Consider the following 17404-nt stretch of genomic DNA (forward strand, 5'->3'; position numbering starts at 1 on the left):
CATACCCCAAGGTGTTTACGTTTAATTCACGTTCTGTCATTCAGAGAAATTGGGGACAGAGAGGGATTTTCTGGCCCCATGTTCCTATTAAATGTGCATCAAAGAAAATCCCTCTCTGACCCCGATTTCTCCAGCATATTACCAAAATACTCGCAGGACGGATTCGGCGCGTCAGCGCTAATCCGCCTTCCTGCCAAATCCTCCGGCGATTTGCGGCAACTCCTATTACGTAGGGTGGGTTAGCGGTTTTCGCGTAACCCCAAACATTGCGCAGCAACACAATACCTTATTCAATGAGTGCCTGACGGCACGGCTGGTGGGTTACGGCACAAACGGCGCGCCTAACCCACCCTACTTTGATCATGTAGTTCACGTAGGGCGGATTCGGCGCGCAGCGCCAATCCGCCATCCTGCTACACCAACCCCCTCACCGCGAATATCGTGAGCGTCACCAAGGTCGCGACAGTCAAGAGATGCACCAGCTTGCGCATGCGCGTGATGATCAGCTCGCAACCGTAAAAAAGGACCATGAGTTTCACGGCCATGGCCCCCAGATCGGCCTTCTCGGGCAAATTATGCAGCAAAAATCCCGCAAACAGAACCACGAAAATGACCAGGTAATCCATCGGCGTGGTTATGAACTCGCCCTTGCGCCCGTAGCGGACGGTAATCCCGATCGCCACCGCCAGCAGGACGAAATACACGATCTCGATCGTATTCAGAACCGGTTCCAGGTGAGTGCAATAACGGGTCTGGAGGTAAACGACAAAGGCCGCTGTCACATAGGTGACAACCTGCAATACGGTGGTGTCCTTGTCGCGCCGCAACGCCAGATACAACAGCAGAATACCCACCAGAATGGCCGATACCACGCCGAGGTCACGCGGCACCTGCGTTGCCACGAGCCCGATGAGCACGAAAAATACCGGGATGGCCACGGACACGAAGCGCATCGGCAGAGTGTTGAACCACTGGTGTTTCTTGATCGAGGCCACAATCTTCCCCAGCCCCGTCCGGCGCTTCAACCGGTGCGCGCGCCACTTGTTCCTTTCCGCGACGGTAAGAAAAACAAATACCAACACGCAGACACCGAGGTAGAGCGACAGTATCAGTGCGGATGACTCGTACAGCATGAAAATCGCGCTCACGACGAACAACGTCTGGATCGAATAAATGATCACCACCGATTCGTAGTGATCGAAGCCGAGCGCCAGCAGGCGGTGATGGATATGATTCTTGCTCGCCCGGAACCAGTTCATGCCGTGATAGATGCGCTGGGCGAACACCGCCAGGATGTCCACGATCGGCAGTCCCAGCAACAGCGCCGGCAACGCGCGACTGGCGGCGGTGTTGACATGCTCCATCAGATACACGGCCAGAAACCCCGCCGTGAAACCCAGAAACTGGCTGCCGCCATCGCCCATGAAAACCGTTGCGGGATGGGTGTTGTAACGCAGGAAACCTACGATCCCGCCAAGCGCCGCCAGCGCGACAATGATCAGGAACGCCGCCTCCCCGTTCGATGCGTAGGCCAGATAAGCCATGGCACTCAGGCTCAGCAGCGACATCCCGCCCGCCAGTCCATCGAGCCCGTCGGAATGATTAACCGCGTTGATCATCCCCACCATGGCGACGACGGTAAAGATCCTGCCGGCCGATCCCGAAAGCTCGGCATCCATGAACGGCAGGCGCGTGACATACAGATCGCCGTAAAACACCACCGCGATCACCGCGGCGAACTGGCCGATGAACTTGACGTAATGGCCCAGCTCCTGGATGTCATCCCACGCACCGAAGGCGAGCAGCACCAGCGCGCCAAAAAGATAGGCGACAAAAAGATCGTCGAACGGCAGCCACAGCACCAGCGGCAGCAGCGCCCCCAGCACGATCCCCACCCCGCCGGCGCGCGGGATCGGTTTCACATGCACCTTGCGCGCCTCGGGGCGGTCCACCATCCCGATGCGCGGCGCCAACCGCGCCATGAGCGGAATGAGCACCATGCTGACGACCATGGCGGTGATAAAGGTAAGCAGATAAGTCATTCGATTATCTTGTTCTCGGGCATGCCCTTCGAAGTATAGTCACCGGATCTTCCCCGCCCCCCCCCCTTCGCGGGGTAAGGCGGAGCATTGCAAAAGGGCCCTGGGCCTTATGCCCGCCGAACGGGTGCACGTGATTTTCGTGCACCCGGACGGGAACACCGGGACTTTTCCCCTCCCCTCGCGGGAGGGGGCTAGGGGGAGAGGGTTACCACAATCACATGCCCCTCATGTAGCCAGCATGAAGCGCAGCGCAATGCGGGGCAATAATATTTCCCGGATTCCGGCGCTGCGCGCCTTCATCCAGGCTACATTTCAAAATCCCCTGCACGTGGTCAGAATCCAGCACCGTAGGGTGCGCCCCGCACACGTACTGACCGCTATCACTATATTGAATTTTCCTTGGCGCTCTTTGTGTCTTTGTAGTGAAAACGAATATTTGATTCTTAGTCCGGAATATATTCCTTCAGCCTCCCTACAACCTCCCCGGAAAACTCCGCGAGCTGCTTGTCCGCTGCGACCACATCCCCGTCCGGCGGAATTATCGTGGTCAAACGCACCAAGGCGCCGTCGGTGCGGTTGCGCGTCAATGCATCCCAGAATAAATACCACTTCACCATGTACTCATTGGTAATCACCCGACCGCGCTGCTGGAACCAGTAATACACCAGCTGCTTATGCTCTCCCTTCTGGATCACGAGCCGGTTAACCCGGAGAGGCGCATCACCGAATTTAACCCCATCCACTAGATGTGGAGTTAAGGACATAATCCGCCAACCCCCGCCGGGTATACAAGTGCGCGGTGAATGCGCCGACTCGCCTTTCTGCTGCGAGGCGTAATAGGCTACATAAAAATTAACCAACTGCCGGTCGTTGTTCGCAAAATCCGCGAGAATATAATCGTCAAACTTGAGCGCATCGATATAAATCTGCTCCATGCGCTCGCTCTTTCCCTGCCATCCCTCCAGTTTCATCGGGAAATGGGAGAAATCCTGCCTTGGCGGCGAGATCTCGACCCGCTGCGGCATGGCAACCGATGTTATTGCTGCGACGACCATCAGGAGCGCGGCGCCCACATAAGGCTTGGGGATTGGGCGATATTGAGCCTGGGCATCCTTCGGTGTCGGTGCGGGAAACTCCAGACCGAAAACTTCCTGCAGAGGGCGATGGTCTTTCCCTATCCTGATCAGAACCCACATTTCAACGACAAGCACCGCGGTGCAGGCCATAAACACCACCCACCCCTCGAAATCGTGGAGGAATCCCTCGGCCATCTTTGGGCCCCAATACTCCACCAAGACACCGATGACGCCGATGCGAAAACTGTTCATCAGAACAGTGATGGGAATCGTTGACAGAAACAGTACAGCGCGCTTCCAGAACGCCGCCTTGAAGAAATAGGCGGATATGAACCCAAGCGTCATGAGAGGAAACAAGTAACGCAGCCCGCTGCAGGCCTCGACGACTTGTAATTTATAAATTCCCAGGTCGATAACGTTGCCTTCCAGAAAAACACTGATGCCGAATAACCGGATCACCCAGACCCCAATCTCAGATGAGATCAACTGCAACTGCGCGGAGAGTTCGGTCAGGAGGAATGGCGGCAGGGGTATCATGAACAACAGAAACAGCAACGGCACCCGAACCAGCCGGAACCCCCGCCAGCCCGTGAAGGCCAGCACAAGGCCGGCGATCACAGTCAGGAAAGAATATTGGATGACCAGATAGATGGTGCTCAGATTTCCAATGACAAAAAGTCCGATGCCGAGCAGGGTAATGAACGCCCCGGCCCACGAACCCGAAAAGGGTATTCGTTCGAGGCTATCTTTCCTCTGCCATATCAGGAAGAGCGTGATAACCGGGATAAGGTAACCGTAGCTGTATTCTTCCTTGGTATTCCACATCCGCACGAGATCCTTCAGCCCGTCGAAATAGACAAACCCAAGCAGTGCGGCCATGAATATGAACGAGCCCCATATCCATGGGGTTTCTTTCCACACTGTCAGCTTCTCTCCTACAGTCGAAGTCATGCAATTAACCTCTGTAACAACCGTTTCACGATCAAACTGTCCATGTTACGAAAACCTGCTGCAAAATCCCTTCCGGGCTCCAATACGCCCTGGCATATTTCCTGCCCGCCTCGGTTCTTACGTTCCGCCGGGCCGGCAATCAGCATTATCATAATTATATAGATAACTCCGAAATCAAGCCTCATCGGTAACGGCTGATTCCGCGGCAGATGCCGACACTTGCAGTTCAGCCATGTTACTTCCAGTATGCCTTTTGCATGCTCACGGCGCGCTTGAACGAAAGGGGCAGTTTCGATTCCAGCAGGCCCAGGCGGAACCCGAGCAGCTTCATGGCCGTCCTTACGATGGAGGACAGATACAGATAAAAACGCCTCGCCCCCAGATAGCGCCATTCCGACAGCACGAATCTGAGCCCTTCTCCACTGAGCGTGCCGAAACGGCGCGGCACCCATTGCTCACGGGCATGAAAGGCGCCTATATCGAAATAGCGCCGGAACTCCTGCAGGAACGTATAGCCGTGCGAGTGTTCCACCACAGCCTCGGCATTATAGTGGACCCTCCACCCCGCCAGGATCATCCGCGCGGCAACGTACATGTCCTCCGAAACGATCACGTTGTCCGGGAATCCTCCCACCGCCTTGAGTGCCGCCACCCGGTAGGCCGAAAAGGAATTGGAGGTGAAGACCGTCTTCACTCCCAACGCCGGTATATCGGCTGCCGTCCTCTGCCTCGATTGTTCCGGGTAGTTGAACAACCGGGCATGCGCCTCGATGTGGCCGGCCGACTTGCGCGGCAACTGCCGCCCATAAGCCATGCCCACGTCGCCCGTATCGAACGATGCGACGATATTCCTGATCGAATCCTTGTGCACCAGTATCGCGTCTTGCGTCAGGAAAACCGCGATATCGATGTCGCCCAGGAGATCCACCGCCAATTGTCGCGTGCCGCCATGGTTGAAATCCATTCTGGCGATGCGGTGCACCCGATAGCCTTCCGCCAACGCCAGTTCCGCGGTCCCGTCATCGGAAGCAGAATCAACGATCAGGACCACGTCCGGCATGAAGGTCTGTATCCGCATCCCTTCCACCCAACGGTTCCACAACGACGCCGCATTCAAAGTGGGGACGATAATCGCGACACGTTGCCGGTTCATTGCTTTCTCTGGATCATCGGACAATATCAGGTATCGTATTTCGCAACATACTCGGCCAGCATCGCGGGGATTTTGCTGGGGCTTCTGACCGCCGGGACAAACCCTCTCGCCCGCCGGATTGCCCCCTCCAGTTGCCCGATGTCGTAGACGCCGATCAGGTAATCCTTCTCTTCCATCGCCCGCACCATTTCATCCTGATAGTCGGGGGACTCGTCCAGGGCGGGATACCGCGGGACCGCCAGAATCGGCTTGTCGAACGACAGGGCATCACGAATACCGCCATAGCCACCCTGGGTGATAACAATTTCCGCGCCTTCAATCAGTCTCAGCAATTCATCCCGCTCCACGAAACGCTCGAAGCGGCAGTGACTCGGCTCATAACGGGTATGTCCAAGCTGAATGAAAACATCCAATCCGTTCTTTCCCGCCAGCGCGTCCAGGGGGCGAACCAGTCTGTCGAAGGAATCCGGCCCGGTTCCAACCAGCGCCACAATCATAGTAGCACCCCCCCGTACTTCGCCCTGGGATACACCTTCAGCAGGGGCTCCCATTGTACGTAGAACTCATCGGCGAACCGATAGAGGAACTTGCCGGTGCGTGAGGGTGTGGTTACCCGCGCAGCGGTTTCAATGAACACCAGCTTGGCGCCGAAAAACTTGGCGATCAGGCAGGTGGGTACCACCATACCGGCACCGGTGCTGATGACCAGCTCGGGCCGGTTCTTCACCACCAGCCAGAAACTCTGCCACATATTTATAAGATACTTGATGGGATCACCGTGCGGGTTGATCAGATAATCGCGTTTCCAGCCGACACCCTGCAAGGTCTTTTCGGTATGCGGCAGCCGCAAAGTCACGATGATCGCCCGCAGGGGAACGCCCTCGATCGCCAGCAGCGCCTCGGCTAGATGGCCGCCGCCGGAGGCGACCACGATGGCGCGCGGCGGCTTGACATCCTCCACCTCTGGCACATTTCTCGCCAGCATGTCCTTCATGTCGTCGAACGACAAGACCTTGCCGAACTTTTCCGCCATGAGGCTGCCACGCGAATAAAGCACGAGTGGTGGTTCATCCGATACATTCATTTTGGCGGCCGTCTCCCGCGCCCCCCTGAACATATAGATATCCATGGGAAAACCTTTCAGGGTGGCAAGCAGACGTTCAACAAACACCAGATGTGCCGTCCTCAGGGCGTTCCATGCGCCGGGCATGGGGATATAACGTGCATCCAGATCCGAGGTCGGCCGAAACACACCACGCACGATGCTGCCAAACACCAGCGCACCCGCCAGACAGTCCGGCCGGCCGCGCTCCAACCGCGCCTGCATGTCTTCCACGTAGGCGAGGAAACGGCCTCGGTCCCGGTAATAACAAACGCTCCGGACGCCAGCATCATGCACCAGCACTGCGAAAGGATGTCCATTGAATATCGCGCTCAGGGTATGGCCGACCAGAAAGGCGGCAATCCATGCCCACATTCCGCCGCCCAGCAAGCCGAACAGCCAGGCAAGCGGCACAATCAGCAACGCCTCCAGCGCAAAACGGTGCAGACGCTCCATCCAATTCATGTACAGAACGCCCTGGACCAGCCAGTAGCGCAGCAGCACCGGCAAGGGCGAGCTCAGGATCATTTCATCACCTTCAATAACCTCGAGCGGTCAGCCATGCCGAAAAGTTCCGCTTGGTTTCGTTCAGATCGCCATTGTTGTCGAGAATCTTCCAGCCCCCGATGTCCGCGAGGCGGCGATAAAGCCGCTGGCGCCGGCGCAGTTTGCCGTCGAATTCCAGCTCGGGACGCGAACTCTCGATAAGACCGGCGTCACGTTCGACCAGCACCATATCGGTACGTTTCGCCACCTGACCGCAGAACACCCCGGCGAAAAACGACCCGGCCAATGCATCGAGCGCGGTATCGGCGGCGATATCCACCAGCGTATCCCAGGGACCGCGCTCACAGATGGTCACGGGAGCATGACGGCTGGGGAGGCGTATCTTGAGCAGCGTGGCGATATTCACATCCACGGCCTGCAAGCCGACGAACAGATAGCGCAGCGGCAGCGGGAGGCGCTCGAACTCGTGAAAACCCATGCGGACGCCGGCATGAACACGATAGACATTGTGCCCACTCAGCCGCGTGGCGGCCAGGAACGGCAGGGAAACGTAGTTGTTGAACCGCGACCAGATAAATTCCGGCGCATGGCCTCTGGCACGCAGTTCCTGCCGCAGCCAGTCCGTCAAGGTAGTCTTGCCGCTGCCATCGACACCGGTAACGGCAATAATCCTTGGCACGGCGGACGACCTGTTCAAGCGGACAACACCCGCAGCCATTCGCGTCCGACACCGGGCCAGTCCAGCATGCTCTTCCTGGCCTCGATGCAATACGCACGCAACTGCTCGATCCGCGCCGGGTCCATGGCCAGATCGCGCATGGCCGCGGCAAGGGCGTCCGCGCTCCCGGAACGCACAATAACGCCTGCGTCACCGACAGCATCGGGCAGGCCGTCTATATCGGTGGCAATCACCGGGGTGCCGCAGGCTATGCACTCGATAACCGAGACCGGCAGTTCCGACGGCACCAGCACGAACGGCAGCACCGCCACATCGGCCGCGCGCAGTTCCTCCCGATAAGTTTCCCGCTCCATCCAGCCGCCGATAATCTCGACACGATCACGCATGCCAACCACACGGGCATCGATCCTGCGCCGCAGTTCACCCACTTCATCGGGGGGGCTGCCCCTTGCCAGGATTCTGAGTTCAATGTCGTGGTCGCCAAGACGGCTGAACGCATCCAGCAGCACATTGAATCCTCGGATCGTCTTGGCCGAGCCGACATACAGAAAGCGAACGACGGATCTTGTGGGAGTTGTACCGACCTTCGCCGGCGCCCAGAAATCCAGATCCAGCCCGGCATGAAGACTGTGCGCTTTGATCATCGGGCCTGCTGCGCAAGCCACGCGCGTTGCCGTTCTATGCGATTGCGCAATCACGGCGGAATAGTATTTTCTGAGCGTTCGCGCCCAGAGAAACTTCGGCACCAACGCATGCCGCCCATAGGTGACGAAATCCTCGCGGCGCAGATGCGGCAATGCCCTGACCAGTTCGGCGTGCGTATAAAACGGATAGGTGAGGAAGGCGATCAGTTCGCACCGGACAAACTGATACCAGCTGGAAAACATAAGGTTCAGCGGCGTCGTCAGCACGATGACGCGATCCGGAGCGACTGCATCCAGGACCGCGCGCACTGCCGCCGCGTTCGAGGGGCGCATGGTCCGCACATAGTGATGCTGCATGCCCGCGAGGGTCGGGCGTTTGTCCACGTCGGTGAGCAGATGCACCTCCCACCCGGAGGCGATCAGGACCGACGCGACCTGATGCACGGTGAGCCATGGCTGCAAGCGCTCTACCTCTGGACTATATCCATAGACACAGAACATCACTCTCATCTGTCAATATCCTGCGCCGACCAATAGCCTGTTATTTGACGTAACCGTCAACGGCACGGAACCGGCTGCGCCGCGATACGCTCCAGCCATTTGGCGGTGCGCCCTACCATCCGGCCAACCGTGAATTCCGCGAGGAATCTTTCACGCGCCCCTTGGCCAAGCCGGTTGCGCAACACCGGATCATCGAAGAGCCGTTCCAGCGCGGCGGCGAGCGCGGCGGCGTCGGCGGGAGGAACGATCAGCGCCTCCTGCTCGTGACGCGCCGATTCGGTATTGCCCCCGACATCGGTGGCAATGATCGCCTTTGTTGCACGCATCGCCTCCAGCAGGCTGATCGAATGGGATTCGGCGAGCGATGGGAGCGCGAAGACGTCCATGGCCTCGAGACAGGCGGCAATATCCGTGCGAAATCCGGTGAAAACCACGCGGTCGGAGAGGCCGAGGGCATTTACCTGCGTACGCAGCGCATCGTCGAGCGATCCCGCCCCGATCAAGACAAGTTTGGCTTGCGGATAGTTGCCTGCGACACGGCCGAACGCATCTACCAGGCAGGCAATACCCTTGATGGGATCGAACCGCGAGGCAATACCGACGAGAACCTCTCCAGAACGGATGCCCCATTCTTCGCGCAGACGTTCACGCGCTAAAAGATTTTGCTCAAGATCGGAAATACCGTTATGGATCACCTCAACACGCGCCGGATCCGTTCCTTTCTCGATCAGATAGCGTCGAGAGTACTCCGCCACGGCGACGGTCGAGCATGCCCGGCGACGGATGTAATGTTCCGTGAACCGGTTGTAGATAGCTCCGATCATGCGGTGTGCCGGTGTTGGCGCATGATACAGGCCGTGGTACGAACAGACAGTCCGAAACGGCGTATTTGACAGCGTGGCGGCGATTCGCGCCATGAAATGACTGTTGAACCCGTGGCTCATGACGATATCCGGCGTCCAGACACGCAATTCCTCGCGCAAGCGGTGAACCCACCCCATGTCCCAAGGGGTGGCGCGATGAACGACCACCCTGTCTCCAAGCTGACCGAGCAAGGCTTGGTTAACATGGTGCTTGGGGCCCAACACACAGAAGGAGCGTATCGAAATCGGCGCGCAAGCCGCCACGCCTTCCAGCAGGGTGGCATACTGGGCGACACCACCCACGATAAAGTTCCAGAAGAGACTCAACACACGCGTACGCCCGTCAGCCTGCATCATATCTCCGACCAGAGCGATCCAGACAAGCTCGCGTTATGTTCGACATGCAGCGAAAGTGATGTCGCAAGCATGGACTAGGTCGGGTTCCACTGGACAACCCCGGTGCCGGACCAGTGCCCGAAGGAGGTAAGATCGAGCTTCGGGAAATCAATGGAGCGCCATATATCCAGCATGTTCCACAGGCGGATATCGTCAAAAAGCACGAGCGCGTTCGGCTTCAAGCCGATTGTTTTCAGATTCCGGATGAAATCCCTCTCCATTACACCGTCTTTTGCGGCATCGATAAAGAAAAGGTCAGCACTTCTGAGCAACGATTGGTATTTTTCAACAACACGCATGTCCGCCAGATCATCGTTGAATTGAACGAATCGGTCGCCAAAATCGGATTGTCTGAGAGCGGTGGTCGTCACCTTGTCCCAGGAAACCGGGTCGAAGGTCGCGATCATCCCCGTTTCCGGCAGATATTTGGCGAGAGCGAGGGTACCGATGCCGCGGAAAGTGCCGATCTCGATGACAACCTTCGGTTTCAGGTATTTCACAAACCCGGCCAGCAACTTGTAATGTTCCCCCGGCCATATCCCGGGATAATCAGGCCCGTCTTTTATCCGCTGTGACACTTCGCCCAGATTGGCCGTTCTGGCCGCTTCGGCGGCATGGAGACATGCATCGAGCAGCCATGCCGTGGGCACCGCGGGCTCATCGTGCATGGAGGCGACCATGGATACTTCCACCTGCTCAGCCTTGACCGGCTTGGGCAGCAGCTGCTTGAGCAACTTGGGTTTCAGCATGTTCCATCTATTCATTCTCTATGCCCCACGCAGGTTGTCGGTCTCATGGTTTTCTTGAGACCATTATTGGCGATAATCAAAGAAATTATATTCTGGCAGAAATTATTATGCGGAAGATCAATTGTCTGGATCGGCTTGAATGACTTTTTTCTTTCTTAATACAAACATAACCTGATTGCTGAACAGCTCGGCATCATCGAAATCCTTCAGCTCTTCCTTTATCTGCGGAGCCAGATATTCATGGCCCAACGTGGGTAATTTAACCCGCTCTTCCAGTATATCGAAGTCCTCCAGGAACATTGCCCGATAATCTGAACGTTTCATCTCATTCAAATACGTATCTGCTGCATACCGTTTCTTCCTGAGATGCTCCCATGGCTCGCTTTTTCTCCGGATACCGGGGTTGTGCAAATTCTGCGGATACCATTCCACCAGGTGGCTACCGGTGATCCCGGTAAATACATTCGGGCGTATCAGGCACAAACCCCCCGGCTTTACTGCTTTTGCCATCTTTTTGGTCAAAATCTGCAACGACTCAACAGGAATGTGCTCAAATACATCTTCAGAAAGAACCACGTCCAGGGAATTCTCCCCAAGCGCCACGTCTGCGGTATCTCCAACCAGGAACCTGCTTTCAGCAATCTGAAGACCCCGACCCCGCTTCGATAACTCTGCCGTCAGGCGGCGCCTGTCCGTTCCATCAAACAAAATATACCTGATGGCCGATTTCACGGCCCGCTCAATGCCATTCCTTCTATATATATTGAAGAACTCCTTGAGACGGAACCGGAGGATGGGAGAGTCGAGATCGATTCCCGATGCCTCGTAACCCAGGCTTATTAATGCCATTAAACGATAGGGACGGGCCCCGTACCCTATCTCGAATATTTTCGCCGTTTCCAGCGGCGAACCCGTGTACTTAAGATACAGATGACGGTATTCATCGATGTCTTTGAACAGGCTTTCTGCATACTCAGCGCCCTTAACCCGTCGAAATTGCGCACACAGCAGCAGATAGAACTGATAAATCTTGTGCCAGATTGGAAGCCTGGCCGATGAATGAGTCACCTTTTGCATCGTTAATGGATACCAAATAATTTTTATTTAGGAGCTGCTACAGGCGGAAGAAACGCCCCCTGCCATATCCCGGGATAATCAGGCCCGTCTTTTATCATAGACACGGGTTCATCGGCAGAAGCAGCCGGTAGCTGAATATTGATAGACGCTGGTATAAGATTCCTGAACACGCAGGCCAAGTAATAGTAACTTGCTGATTATACATATCTTACAGGCCTCACTGCATGGCAAATACACCCAAAAGACCATTCTTACTTCTCTCTGCCCTGCTGCTCACGCTGTCGCCGCCCGCCACCCCGCAGGCCACCCAGGAAACATCAGCGCCTGCACCAACCCAGATTCCGGACCTGACATGGAGTCCGGTCCCGTTTAACTCCAACCTCCAGGAGCCGGTGCGCTACATCGACTATCGCAACGGCAAGGACTCGAATCCCGGAACACGCAATCAGCCATGGCAACACCATCCCTGGGACGACAATGCCGAGGGCCGCGCCACGGCGACACAGGGAGTAGTCACATACGTTTTCAAACGCGGTGTCGTATATCGTGGACAATTGAAAGCCAGGGAGTCTGGGACAACACAAAGACCTATTCGCCTGACCGTTGACCCAACCTGGGGAGACGGCGAGGCCATTCTGACCGGGGCCGATGCGCTTCAGGCGCAATGGCGACCCTGTACCGCAAAAGAGGCCACAGCGCTCCCGGCGCCGTCTCGACAAACAGCCTTCTGCGCACAGACTCCGGACTCAAAACATCTCTCGCGTTTATGGCTGACCGGCGAGTCGATCACCCCCATCCACCCCGCACGATTTCCCAACTGGTCACCCGGCGTCTCGACCGATCAGCGAGCCCAATGGCTTGAGATAGACGGAGCCGAGATGGAGATGGAAATCGGCCTTTCCAGCACCGCAGGGATAAAACCCGGTGATCCATTGATGCCGCTGCAAGAAAGCCCCGGAGCAGCCACCTTGCTCAAACGAACGGACAATAGATTCCGATGGATTGTGCATCACGTTGCCAGGAACCAGGCAACCGTGCTGACATCCGATTGGCCAAGTGGTGGTCTAAAAAACGGTACCCAACTGACCAATGGCGCGGTCACAGCTTCCGTTACCCGTACTTCGGGAACCCACTCGCTGATACGCCGCCTGTATGACAAAGATATCTTGAGCAAGCAGGATCTGGGTGACCTGACCGGCGCCGTAATCCGTATTGAAGTGCCGTACACACAGCAAATCGCCACCGGGATAGTGCTCGGCAATAATTCACGCCACGGCTTTCTCCGCGCTGATCTGCGACTCGCGCCGGGGCAGGGCCCGCGCGAATACGATCGCTATTATCTTGAAGGTCTGCCCCGGTTTCTCGACCAGCCTGGCGAATTCGCCCGCACCCCGGACGCACACGGGAGGGATCTGCTCTACCTGCGCCTACCTGGAGATCGCGACCCCAACAGCGTAGCACTGGAGGTACCCGCACGATCTTCAATCATCGAGATAGAACATCAGCGGCACATTGAAATTTCCGGGCTGGCTTTCCGATTTACCGCCCTGCCGGTACCAGGCACGGTAGAAGCACGGAATGCCGCACTCTACTCAGCGGCAATCCAGATACGCGGCAACGCCGCGCACATCAACATGCATCATTGCCGCTTCGAACACCTTGAAAGTGGGATTGTGGCCTACCCGACCGGGAAGCGTGTCGGCGAGGTTCTCGATCACCTCATCGTGACAGACAACGAGTTCAGCAACATTGATGGATCGGCAATCATACTCGGCAGCGGCCAGGATCGCGTTGGCTACAGCGGCAAGGGGCGGCTGATACACGCCACCGTGCTGCGAAACCGCGTTCTCTCAACAGGAGAACTTCCGCTGACCCACTGGGGACAAGGGGCCTTAGGCCATGGCATTGACATCACCGGCGCCGAGGTCACCGAAGTCGCCTACAACCATGTAAAGGATGTCGGCGGCGCGGGTATCAACGTGTACTTGGGCAGCGCCTCCGGCAAAAGTGGAATCCCACATCCCTTCCTGCGCGGCAAGATTCATCATAATAAGGTCAGCAACAGCCTGCTTGGGGTTCAGGACTTTGGCGGTATCGAATCATGGCTGGGCGGACCGATGTACATCTACGACAATATCTCGATCAACCCCCTTGGATACGGGCATGGCCTTTACAAGCGCAACGAAAACAGAGGCTCATTCAGGAATGGCAGCTACGGGGTCGGCATCTATCTTGACGGCCAGTACAAGAGTTACGTTTTTAACAATATTGTCTGGGGCTACAACAACGACGTCCGCTCGGGAAGATACAACGCCGCCGCCTTCAATGAGGCCACGGGGTTCCTGAACACCGTGTTCAACAACACCTTCATGCGCTTTGGCGTCGGCCTGCACAAGGGGATGGACCAGCACAACCGCAGCTACTATCTGGGCAACCTGCTGCTGGACATGGGGCACAGCTTCATCCTGCAGGAACCACGCGACAAGTACATCGAATATGAATCCCTCGCCTACGCCAACAATATATTCCACGGCAAACCCGAGTCCTTCGGCCAACTCGGCCGCAAGGAGCGCCCATCACATTCCCTAGCCGAATGGCGCGCGTTTCTGGGTAGAAAGAACGTTTTGGCATCCGGCACAGGCACAGTCAGCACCTCGCCTGTTATCCGGAATACAGGCGCCCTGGATTTCCGGCTGGCTCGCGACTCCCTGGCCATCGACAACGGCGTCAAGGTTTTCGTGCCCTGGGCATTGGCGAGAGTCGTTGGAGAATGGCATTTCTATAGGTCACCGGCACCCGATCGGGTGCGGGACGAAAGCCTGAACATGAACGCGACCTGGGTCAGGCGTTCCATGTTCCAGGATATTCCAAGACACGACCTGAAATGCCCGCAGACCGGAAAATCCGACTACGTCCGGGGCGAACTCGAAAACTGGATACCCGGGGCATTAAGCTTCGATGGCCGGACTCAATACTGCAAAATCGACAATGCCCGTCTTATGGCGGGCTTTACCTGGCATGACACGGAAACAAAGGAATCGGGCTCATTCAATGGCAGCGACCGGGACACGGTCGATATCGGCACAGAAAGTTTCCTGATCGAAGCGGTACTTGCAACCGAACCGCGCGCCTCCGCCTTTGGCATCCTCGCCAAACATCTCAACCGGGGCTACAGCCTCGATGTCGATCAGACCGGTACCCTGCTCTTGTCCCTGAACAATGGAACCGCACGCTTCCAGGCCAAGAGCCATGCGCGGATCAATGATGGCAACTGGCATCATATTATTGTGGAAGTGGACCGCCGGCAGCGGAACAGGATCACTTTCTATATAGATGGAAAACAGGACGCCACTGTGGAAGCCAGTCCGGCCAAAATCGGTTACAGTCTGTCCAACGATGGCGACTTTCTGGTCGGCAGATCCGCTGCGGGATATTTCCGCGGCAGACTCGATTTTCTCCGCCTGTCCAAAGGCACCCTCGCGGATGCCGAAACAACCATTCAGGAACTGTACGCGTGGGAGTTCAACGGCCCCCACCTGCATGATTTCACGGGCGCCGCACCTGCAGGAACAGCGCGGGATGCTGGCGCGGTCGAATATTCTCAATAGACACACCAGCAAACCAGCTCAGCCTGGCCTACCTGCGCGGACACTTTAAAGATGAACAGCCAGAACACCATCTGTCCTGGAGACCAGGAATCTTCTGGTGCGGGATGCGGCGATGTTCAATTACGCGGATTCGAGACCGGAGGCAGCAGGGCGCCCAGCCAGAACGTTGCGATACACCTTCGCATAGCGCCTCGCCACGGCACGCCAGTCATAATCAACCGACTTCGCTAGCGCAATAGCGCTCAATGTCTCGCGTCTCCCGGCGTCGTTGACCAGTTCGCTCAGGCCCTGTGCCATCTGCTCCGGATTTTTCGAACGAACGATCACCCCTGCGTTTGTGTCGCGCACTACGTCTTCATTACCCGGCACATCGGTCACCACCAGCGGCAATCCGCACGCCAGCGCTTCTATGCTGACCAGGCTGAGACCCTCGATGATCGAGGGCGAGAAGAAAATATCCGCCGAGTGATAACACTCTGTCACTTCCCCGGGCTTGAGCTCCTCGATCAGCGTAACCCTGTCGTCGAGCGACAGTTGCGATACCAGACCCGCGTGCGCCGATACCTGTTTTCCGACGATGACATAACGCACGTTGTTCACGCTGTGTTTGTCGCGCAGCGCGGCCATCGCCCTGATGCCGTAGTTGTATCCCTTCTTTACATGGTTCCGCCCGACCGACAAGATCAAGACGGTATCATCACCCAACCCCAAGCGATCCCGAAGATACCGGCTGCGCCGCTTCCCGTACTCTCCGATATGGATACCGTTCGGGATCCTTACAATCTTCGACGGATCCACGCCATCCAGTTCATTCTGTACCGACAAACTGATGGCCGTCACGGCGTCCGCATAGCGCAGATTCCGGCGAATCTTCGCATCCCACCGGCTGTCGAGCCGCAGTCCGTAGCCGATTTCCGGTACGCGCTGGATATCCTCGCCATGCGGTGTCATGACCACGGGAATCCCCAGCAGCCGCTTGGCGCGCACCGCTCTGCAGCCGGCATACGACACACCATGACTATGTAGGATATCGAATGGCACATGCCGGTGCCTGCGCCATATCGCCCACAACGACCCGGGGCCGGACAGCCCAAGACTCCTTAACCCACGAGTGGGAACACCGTACCGGACCAAGTCGTAATCGTGAGCCACACCGATGCCCCGCCATGCGGTGCGCTCCGCGATCACCGTCACATCGTGCCCCTCCTGAACCAGCGCATTCGCCAAGTGATGGATCACGAACTCCATCCCCCCGCGTCGCGGGAGAAAGCTGGATCCGAACATGCAGATATTCATTGCCTGCACCACCGCATTACATTTCCATCACCCGGCATGCAGAGACTCCAACTGGCGGTAGACTTTCTGCACCTCCGCACCCGAAACGCTACGCAGAAACCTGTAACGTGCCATTCCGCGTTGGTCGGCGCCGACCCGGTACCTCGATTGCCCGGGATCCCGGACATCGGCAAGTTTCCTCCCGGTGAATTTCTCCAGACGCTGCCATTCTTCAGCGCCAGAAAGTAAGTCTTCAAACTTCAGGACCAGAACGTTTGGATCCCCGGATGCCGGAACGGATGACAGGATACTCTTGTTGTAATCGCACCAGACCCGGAACGCCTTCCGGGACCACCATTTGTGATTGACGCGCGCATAGCGCCGCCAAACCTCTACGGGATCACGATAGATCATTATCACCCGATGCGGAGGCAACGCCTGTTTCCAGTAACGATACGTCAGGGCGGCCCTCGGGTCCTTGAACCCCCAGTCCCCATAGCGGTTATCCAACTCCGTTGCCATACGCCGCATGCGTTGCAGCAACGCATCGCCGACCCCATCTTGCGGGAGCGACCGCGACGTCACATCGAGGCTCAAGCACTTGCGGGATAGCTCCAGGATTTCATCGGTGATCTCCTGCGCCCAACGCGCCTCGTACTTGACCTTCGCGTAATCCGCATCCCGGGGAAATTCCTGCCCCATCACGATGCCCGATTCATGCAGCGCGCGCGCGACGAGCGTGGTACCTGATTTGTGCATACCCAGCACGACATATATCACG

Annotated in this window: 13 protein-coding genes; 1 reads left to right on the plus strand and 12 read right to left on the minus strand. The window is 57.1% G+C overall.

Translation table 11 applies throughout. The features are described 5' to 3' along the window. Positions 1-413 precede the first annotated feature (413 nt). From NUV55_RS08910 to NUV55_RS08955, 10 genes are all read right to left on the minus strand, one after another. Entirely contained in the window at positions 414-2042 is a 1629-nt protein-coding gene (locus NUV55_RS08910) for a glycosyltransferase family 4 protein (protein WP_296672184.1), read from the minus strand. Positions 2043-2485: 443 nt separating this feature from the next. Then, positions 2486-4069 carry a VPLPA-CTERM-specific exosortase XrtD gene (xrtD, locus tag NUV55_RS08915; protein WP_296672185.1) on the minus strand — a complete coding sequence of 528 codons (1584 nt, stop codon included), beginning with the start codon at positions 4067-4069 and terminating at the stop codon, positions 2486-2488. 235 nt (positions 4070-4304) lie between these two features. Then, positions 4305-5222: a glycosyltransferase gene (locus NUV55_RS08920; RefSeq protein ID WP_296672187.1), complete on the minus strand. Its 918-nt coding sequence runs from the start codon at positions 5220-5222 to the stop codon at positions 4305-4307. Positions 5223-5248: 26 nt separating this feature from the next. After that, a complete protein-coding gene (locus tag NUV55_RS08925) occupies positions 5249-5719 on the minus strand; it encodes a glycosyltransferase (RefSeq protein WP_296672189.1) in 471 nt (156 codons plus the stop codon). Then, entirely contained in the window at positions 5716-6852 is a 1137-nt protein-coding gene (gene pssD / locus NUV55_RS08930) for a PssD/Cps14F family polysaccharide biosynthesis glycosyltransferase (RefSeq protein WP_296672191.1), read from the minus strand. Before pssD ends, NUV55_RS08925 begins: the two co-directional genes overlap by 4 nt. Positions 6853-6862: 10 nt before the next feature. Next, positions 6863-7510, minus strand: a complete 648-nt coding sequence (locus tag NUV55_RS08935) for a hypothetical protein (protein ID WP_296672192.1) — start codon at positions 7508-7510, stop codon at positions 6863-6865. A gap of 14 nt (positions 7511-7524) precedes the next feature. Then, positions 7525-8655, minus strand: coding sequence for a glycosyltransferase family 4 protein (locus NUV55_RS08940; RefSeq protein ID WP_296672194.1), 1131 nt, complete (start codon positions 8653-8655; stop codon positions 7525-7527). 56 nt (positions 8656-8711) lie between these two features. Continuing rightward, positions 8712-9875 (minus strand): glycosyltransferase family 4 protein, encoded by a 1164-nt coding sequence (locus NUV55_RS08945; protein WP_296672196.1) that lies wholly within the window; start codon positions 9873-9875, stop codon positions 8712-8714. Between the two features lie 74 nt (positions 9876-9949). After that, positions 9950-10663 (minus strand): O-methyltransferase, encoded by a 714-nt coding sequence (locus NUV55_RS08950; RefSeq protein ID WP_296672199.1) that lies wholly within the window; start codon positions 10661-10663, stop codon positions 9950-9952. 117 nt (positions 10664-10780) lie between these two features. Further along, positions 10781-11740, minus strand: coding sequence for a class I SAM-dependent methyltransferase (locus NUV55_RS08955; protein ID WP_296672200.1), 960 nt, complete (start codon positions 11738-11740; stop codon positions 10781-10783). Between the two features lie 224 nt (positions 11741-11964). On the opposite strand from NUV55_RS08955, the gene NUV55_RS08960 reads away from it, so the two are divergent. Next, positions 11965-15348, plus strand: coding sequence for a LamG-like jellyroll fold domain-containing protein (locus tag NUV55_RS08960; protein WP_296672202.1), 3384 nt, complete (start codon positions 11965-11967; stop codon positions 15346-15348). A 120-nt stretch (positions 15349-15468) separates the two neighbouring features. Here the strand turns inward: NUV55_RS08960 and NUV55_RS08965 are convergent, their stop codons facing one another. Both NUV55_RS08965 and NUV55_RS08970 read right to left on the minus strand, forming a co-directional pair. Continuing rightward, complete coding sequence (locus tag NUV55_RS08965) at positions 15469-16644, minus strand: glycosyltransferase family 4 protein (protein ID WP_296672204.1); 1176 nt, start codon at positions 16642-16644, stop codon at positions 15469-15471. 27 nt (positions 16645-16671) lie between these two features. Next, on the minus strand, positions 16672-17403 hold the full coding sequence (locus NUV55_RS08970; protein ID WP_296672206.1) for a sulfotransferase: 732 nt from the start codon (positions 17401-17403) through the stop codon (positions 16672-16674). Position 17404 lies beyond the last annotated feature (1 nt).

It is taken from the genome of Sulfuricaulis sp. (assembly GCF_024653915.1).
Taxonomy (GTDB): domain Bacteria; phylum Pseudomonadota; class Gammaproteobacteria; order Acidiferrobacterales; family Sulfurifustaceae; genus Sulfuricaulis.

What these genes read in the sequence shown, in the direction of transcription:
- NUV55_RS08910 (WP_296672184.1), bottom strand. Translation starts at nt 2,042, where the DNA reads ATGACTTATCTGCTTACCTTTATCACCGCCATGGTCGTCAGCATGGTG.
- xrtD (WP_296672185.1), bottom strand. Translation starts at nt 4,069, where the DNA reads ATGACTTCGACTGTAGGAGAGAAGCTGACAGTGTGGAAAGAAACCCCA.
- NUV55_RS08920 (WP_296672187.1), bottom strand. Translation starts at nt 5,222, where the DNA reads ATGAACCGGCAACGTGTCGCGATTATCGTCCCCACTTTGAATGCGGCG.
- NUV55_RS08925 (WP_296672189.1), bottom strand. Translation starts at nt 5,719, where the DNA reads ATGATTGTGGCGCTGGTTGGAACCGGGCCGGATTCCTTCGACAGACTG.
- pssD (WP_296672191.1), bottom strand. Translation starts at nt 6,852, where the DNA reads ATGATCCTGAGCTCGCCCTTGCCGGTGCTGCTGCGCTACTGGCTGGTC.
- NUV55_RS08940 (WP_296672194.1), bottom strand. Translation starts at nt 8,655, where the DNA reads ATGTTCTGTGTCTATGGATATAGTCCAGAGGTAGAGCGCTTGCAGCCA.
- NUV55_RS08945 (WP_296672196.1), bottom strand. Translation starts at nt 9,875, where the DNA reads ATGATGCAGGCTGACGGGCGTACGCGTGTGTTGAGTCTCTTCTGGAAC.
- NUV55_RS08950 (WP_296672199.1), bottom strand. Translation starts at nt 10,663, where the DNA reads ATGCTGAAACCCAAGTTGCTCAAGCAGCTGCTGCCCAAGCCGGTCAAG.
- NUV55_RS08955 (WP_296672200.1), bottom strand. Translation starts at nt 11,740, where the DNA reads ATGCAAAAGGTGACTCATTCATCGGCCAGGCTTCCAATCTGGCACAAG.
- NUV55_RS08960 (WP_296672202.1), top strand. Translation starts at nt 11,965, where the DNA reads ATGGCAAATACACCCAAAAGACCATTCTTACTTCTCTCTGCCCTGCTG.
- NUV55_RS08965 (WP_296672204.1), bottom strand. Translation starts at nt 16,644, where the DNA reads ATGAATATCTGCATGTTCGGATCCAGCTTTCTCCCGCGACGCGGGGGG.